Source organism: Bacillota bacterium, from assembly GCA_040754675.1.
Classification (GTDB): Bacteria; Bacillota; Limnochordia; order Limnochordales; family Geochordaceae; genus Geochorda.
Genome location: JBFMCJ010000263.1, coordinates 1 through 5790, shown reverse-complemented (window position 1 = coordinate 5790; position 5790 = coordinate 1). Strand labels below are relative to the sequence as shown.

The following is a 5790-nucleotide window of genomic DNA, read 5'->3' as shown; positions in this document are numbered from 1 at the left end:
CAACAACCTGGTCGATGCTCTCGGGTGCCAACCTCAGCCCCCACCGCAGCGGCCTCGAGTAGAACGCCCATGTCCACTCACGCACGTAGGTACCGTCGCCGTGGCGGGTTTCGAGAAGACCCAGCATCGTCAGCAGGCGCATTGCTTCCCGCAACGACGAGCGACCCACCCCGAGTTGCTTGCTGAGCTCACGTTCCGGGGGAAGGCGGTCCCCCGGCTTGACGTACCCTTGCTCGATGAGCCCAAGCAGCTCGCTGATAATCCTGTCGGAGAGGGTGGTGCGAGCAATCTGTCTCACGGGGGCCCGCATTCCGCCGACCTCCAATGTGAAGTGGTCTGACCTGTGAACCTGCTGACAACCGCATTCGGCATCGTTCTCCAATTTCCTTCTGTAAACGGTAAGAAAATTGCGGGGCAGGAAGTCCCTTGGGTGGGCATCGTACCTCAGGAGGCAGACGAGCGCCTTATCACGCGGAGCTTTGAGTCATCTCCGAACGCCGTGACAGGAGGCGAGGGTGCGGTGGGAATAGAGAGGGAGCAGCTTTGGGAGCATTCGGTGGATGCTGCGAACTGGGAGGAGAAGCTCCCCATCCCCGCGCCTCCAGCCCTGGTAGAGAAGCAACGGGCTGCACTAGAGGCTGCGCTGGAACAGGATCGGCGGAAAGTCGTGGTGCTCGACGACGATCCTACCGGGTCACAAACGGTGCACGGGGTCGAGGTGCTCACCCGCTGGTCGCGCGAAGAATTTACCCGTGCCCTGACGGCTTCGGGGAAAATGTTCTTTGTTCTCACCAACTCCCGTAGCCTTCCCGAGGGGCAAGCCATCGAGCTCAACGCGGGCATCGCGCAGGAGCTTGTGCAAGCGTCCCGCGACACAGGCGTCGCCTTCACCTTGGTCTCCCGGAGCGACTCGACGCTACGCGGGCATTTTCCGGCAGAGACCGACGAGTTGGCGAGAATCCTGCGCCAGGCCGGCTCCCCGGTGGATGCTGTCGTGCTTGTGCCCTTTTTCGAGGAGGGAGGCCGGTTCACCGCGTGGGACGTGCAATGGGTACGACAGGGTGATCGCATGATCCCGGTAAGTGAGACGGAGTTCGCACAGGACCACCTCTTCGGCTACCGCTCCTCAAACCTGCGCGACTGGGTGGAAGAACGGACCGGCGGTCGTATCAAAGCGAGGGAGGTCCTCTCCCTGTCTCTTGACCTCCTGCGAAGCCAGCCTCCGGAACGGGTAGCCGACCTGCTGGCGGCATATCAAGGGCCGGCCATCGTGGTCAACGCTACGTCGTACCGCGACCTGGAGGGAGCGGTGGCGGCGCTTCTCGCCGCCGAGGCCCGGGGCAAGAGGTACGTGTACCGCACGGCCGCGTCATTTCTCCGCGTACGCGGGGGTATCTCTCCCCGCCCGCTTCTCGGAGCTGATGACCTCTACCAGCGAGGAGTACCGGCCTCACGAGAGGGAAGAAAGGGGGGCGGGCTTGTGGTGGTTGGGTCGTACGTTCGACGTACGGGGGCGCAGTTGGCACGACTTCTGAAGCAACCAGAAGTAGTGGGGATCGAACTCCGAGTTCAGCGGATCCTACTGAGCGCGACATCCCGGCAGGACGAGGTGGATCAAGCGAGCAGGACCATAACGGAGGCACTCGAACGCGGACGCGTGGCAGTGCTCTACACGAGCAGGGATGTGCAGACCCGGCCCGGCGAAGCTGGGCTGCAGGTTGGCGCCTCCATCGCCGATGCCCTGGTGGAGGCGGTGGGCCGTGTTGAGGAAGCGCCGCGGTTCGTCATTGCCAAGGGAGGAGTCACCTCAAGCCGCGTCGCGACGGACGCATTGGGTGTACGATGTGCGTTCGTGCTCGGGCCGATCCTTCCCGGAGTACCAGTCTGGCGATTGGGGAGCGAAACCAGGTTTCCTGGGATTCCCTATGTGATCTTTCCAGGCAACGTGGGAGATGAGAACGGTCTGGTGGAAGCGGTAAGACGGCTTGAGGGGTAGCGGGTCATCAGTCGGAATGGAGCGCTGAAGCGTAGTGTGGCGTACGACTCCTATTTCCAGCATCCCGGTGCCGGACGCGGCGGGACCACCGCTTCGGAAGTTGGAAGCGCCCGGAAACATCGAGGCTGCCGGCGGGTGCGGTGAAGCGCCGAGCATCGGGATCACCATCGGCGACCCGGCCGGGATTGGGCCAGAGATTGTGGCGAAGGCACTTGTACGCCCGGAGGTGCGCCAGTGGTGCCGGTGTGTGGTCTACGGCCAGCAGGCCGCGTTCGATCGGATCGCCGGCGTAGTTGCGCAGATGCCGCTCCTGAAAGTTGTGCAGAGTGTACAGGAAGCTTTTTACGTTTCACCCGACGTCGTGCCACTGGTGGAGGTCCGGGCCGCCTTTCCACCGGATGTGCCCATCGGCAGCGTCAGCATGGCGGGCGGCCGTGCCGCATTCGCCTACATTCGCGCCGCGGTTCAGGACGCGCTGGCCGGCCACCTGGACGGGATGGTCACTGCTCCTATCCACAAAGAAGCGCTGCGGGCGGCCGGTGTGCCGTTCATCGGGCACACAGAGATGCTTGCTCATCTTGCCGGGTGTTCCGCGGCCTTTACCATGTTCATGGCCGGCTCACTCCGCATATTCTTCGTGACGCGGCACGTGTCGTTGCGAAGAGCTTGTGACCTCATCACCACACAGCGAGTACTCGACACCATTCTCGCCGCCGACCGTTACCTGCGCCGCTTGGGGCTAAGCGATCCCCTGCTGGCGGTGGCTGCGCTCAACCCGCACGCTAGCGACGGTGGGCTCATGGGCGACGAAGAGGCCCACACCATCATGCCGGCTGTCGACGCGGCTCGGGAACGGGGTGTGCGGGTAACAGGTCCGGTACCTGCCGACTCGGTCTTTCACCAGGCCATCCAAGGGCGATTCGATGCAGTGATTTCGCTCTACCACGACCAGGGACACATCGCCGCCAAGGTCTATGACTTCGACCGTACCGTTAGCCTGACGCTTGGGCTCCCGTTCCTTCGCACGTCGGTGGACCACGGAACTGCCCTCGACATCGCCGGAACCGGGAAGGCGCGAGAGATCAGCATGCTTGAGGCGATCCGAGTTGCCGCCCGCTATGCCCGGCCCTGGCGAGCAACGGCCGGGAGATGAACGGCTCGAGGCTTTGACGCACTGCATCACAACCTGCCGTCGGCAATGCAAGGCAGGTTCGTCGCGTGAGCAATGGTAGATGAGCGCTGCCTCCCTGTATGCGGCCTCGTCGGCGGCTGCTTTGCGGCCGGAAGCGGCAGCTTCGGAGCAGGCGGCGGCCAGGGCAGCGAACTGCCTTGCCTGGTCGGCCTCGGCGTAGTGGCCCTGTCGGAGCCCCGGCGCAGATGGGACAGCGTGCGGGGCTTCCGGTTGTGCGGGGCGGTACCCCGACGCGCCGTAGCTGATGCCCGGGCCGGGCCGCTCCTCACGCCAGTACGGTTGGCCCCGCACGGCAGCGTACGCCTGCGTGCCCATGCCAGCGCAAGGTGGAACGGCGTGCTCGGTGCCGTGGCGTCACCCGCTGCGGCGCCCGGAGCCACGAGCACCAAGGCGGCCGTCACAACGAAAGTTACAGGAGCCGCCTCGGCGTCAGCCGCCAGGGCCTATCAGCAGGCGCACCAGCAGCGGTTCGGCGCTCCGCCACGCGCGGGCGCGGTGGCTGATCTGGTTTTTCTCGTCGAGGGTGAGTTGTGCGAAGCTCTTGTCCACACCCGGAACCCAGAAGACCGGGTCGTAGCCGAAGCCCTCGCCGCCGCGGGGTGAGTGCAGGATGCGTCCCTCGCACGTCCCCTCGAAGACCCAGGTCCTTGCTCCGCCCGGGGAGGGTGAATCGGGGGGCTCGGCCACCGCGACGGCGCAGCGGAAGCGAGCCGTGCGACGCTCGGGCGGCACGTTCCGCAGCGCCTCGAGCAGGCGCGCCACCCGCTGCGCGTCAGTGGCGTTAGGGCCGGCGTAGCGGGCAGCCCTGGGGCCGGGCGCGCCGCCCAGCGCGTCCACCTCCAGGCCGGTGTCGTCCGCCACGGCCACGAGCCCGTACGCCGCTGCCGCCGCCCGGGCTTTGGCCGCCGCGTTGACGGCCAGCTCCAGGCTGTCCTCGGGCACTTCCGGCATGGCTTTTCCGCCAAGTGCCGGGTCGCCTGGCATCAGCACCTCGACCAGCCCGTTCAGCGGGCCGCCGGACGCCAGGGCCTGGTACTCGCGCAGCTTGCCCCGGTTCGTCGAGGCCACGACGATCTTTGGCCTCACCTGCGCCCCCGCCCCGCTTCCCGCCCTCTCATTCGTCAACCGCAGGCCTGGCCGGAGGCGGCAGTACCCGCCGGGCCTCGATGGCCGCCACCACTTCCGCCGGCAGCACCTGGCGCTGCACTTGCATGAGCTGTCGAATGCCGGCCGCTGCCATCTCGATGAGCCGCCCGGCCCCCGCCAGGTCGAAGGGTGTGTGTTCGGCGGTGCCCTGGACCTCGACGAGCCGGCCGCTGCCCGTCATGACCACGTTCATGTCCACGTCGGCCACGGAGTCCTCGGCGTATTCCAGGTCGACCCTCACCTCGCCCCCCACGATGCCCACGCTGACAGCGGCCAGGAAGTCCGCGAGCGGGATGTGCTCCCAGCCCTGCTGCGCCTTCAACAGCCACAGCGCGTCGGCCAGCGCCACGAACGCCCCCGTGATGGAGGCCGTGCGGGTCCCGCCGTCCGCCTGCAGCACGTCGCAGTCCACCCAGAGCGTGCGCTCCCCCAGAGCCGGCATGTCCACGACCGAGCGCAGGCTCCGCCCGATGAGCCGCTGGATCTCCACCGAACGCCCCGCCTGCCGCCCGCGGCTGATGTCCCGGGGCGTGCGCTCCCGGGTGGAGCGGGGCAGCATGGCGTACTCCGCCGTCACCCACCCGGAGCCTGTCCCCCGCAGGAACGGCGGCACCTTGTCCTCGACCGACACGGTGCACAGCACCCGGGTATCACCCATCCGGATGAGGGCCGAACCCTCGGCCCACTTCATGACGCCCCGCTCGATGGCGACGGGACGCAACTCCGCCGCTCCCCGCCCGGTCCTCGCCGGCGGGGTGTGGGGCCCCGTCTGTGGAGGCGCGTTCTGCGAGCCGTGTTGCGGGGGTTGCTGCCCCGAAGCAGGCGCAAGTCGTGCCGTCACCGCTTCTCCGCGGCCTCCTGCATCATGGCCTGCACCATCTGGCGAAACCGCGCCCCCCGCTCCTCGAAGTTGTGGAACATGTCGTAGCTCGCGCACGCCGGCGACAGCAGCACCACGTCACCGGGCCTGGCCGCCGCCCGGGCGGCCCGGACGGCCGCCTCGAAGCTCTCCACCCTCTCATAGGATACAGGCCGGCCGGTCTCCTCTTCGGCCTGCCGCAGCGCCCGCTCGATGGCCGGGGCGGTCTGCCCCAAAAGCACGATGTGGCGGCAGCGCTCCGCAGCCACCCTGGCGAACTCCGCAAAGGGCAGGTGCTTGTCGTAGCCGCCCGCAATCAGCACCACCGGCTCCTGGAACGCAAGCAAGCCCGCCACGGCCCGCGCCGGTGTGGTCGCGATGGAGTCGTTGACGTAGAGAACGCCGTCGACCCGGCCCACCTCTTCGAGGCGGTGCACAACGCCCGTAAAGGTGCGAACGGCCTCCCGGATCGCCTCGAGCGGCGTGCCGCAGCGGAGCGCGGCGAGGCTGGCCGCCAGGACGTTCTCCACGTTGTGCTCGCCGCGCAGCCGGATGTCGCTGCGCCGGCACACTTCCACGACGCCGCCCGGCACAACG

The 5790-nt window shown here is 67.4% G+C and carries 6 protein-coding genes; 2 read left to right on the top strand and 4 right to left on the bottom strand.

Annotation, left to right across the window (positions count from 1 at the left end; genetic code table 11):
- Positions 1-298, bottom strand: a 298-nt coding sequence (locus tag AB1609_14395) for a GntR family transcriptional regulator (GenBank protein ID MEW6047648.1), incomplete at its 3' end; no start/stop codon positions are given.
- Positions 299-520: 222 nt separating this feature from the next.
- Between AB1609_14395 and AB1609_14390 the strand changes: the two genes are divergently transcribed.
- Together AB1609_14390 and pdxA are read left to right on the top strand one after the other, a co-directional pair.
- The gene (locus AB1609_14390; GenBank protein MEW6047647.1) at positions 521-1996 is read left to right on the top strand and encodes a four-carbon acid sugar kinase family protein; all 1476 of its coding nucleotides are present in this window, start codon (positions 521-523) and stop codon (positions 1994-1996) included.
- 100 nt (positions 1997-2096) lie between these two features.
- Positions 2097-3149 carry a 4-hydroxythreonine-4-phosphate dehydrogenase PdxA gene (gene pdxA / locus AB1609_14385; protein ID MEW6047646.1) on the top strand — a complete coding sequence of 351 codons (1053 nt, stop codon included), beginning with the start codon at positions 2097-2099 and terminating at the stop codon, positions 3147-3149.
- A 468-nt stretch (positions 3150-3617) separates the two neighbouring features.
- Here the strand turns inward: pdxA and rdgB are convergent, their stop codons facing one another.
- From rdgB to AB1609_14370, 3 genes are all read right to left on the bottom strand, one after another.
- On the bottom strand, positions 3618-4274 hold the full coding sequence (rdgB, locus tag AB1609_14380; protein ID MEW6047645.1) for an RdgB/HAM1 family non-canonical purine NTP pyrophosphatase: 657 nt from the start codon (positions 4272-4274) through the stop codon (positions 3618-3620).
- Between the two features lie 28 nt (positions 4275-4302).
- Complete coding sequence (gene rph / locus AB1609_14375; protein MEW6047644.1) at positions 4303-5175, bottom strand: ribonuclease PH; 873 nt, start codon at positions 5173-5175, stop codon at positions 4303-4305.
- Positions 5172-5790 (bottom strand): cyanophycin synthetase (locus AB1609_14370; GenBank protein ID MEW6047643.1); only part of this gene is annotated, 619 nt, incomplete at its 5' end. The genes rph and AB1609_14370, both read right to left, overlap by 4 nt.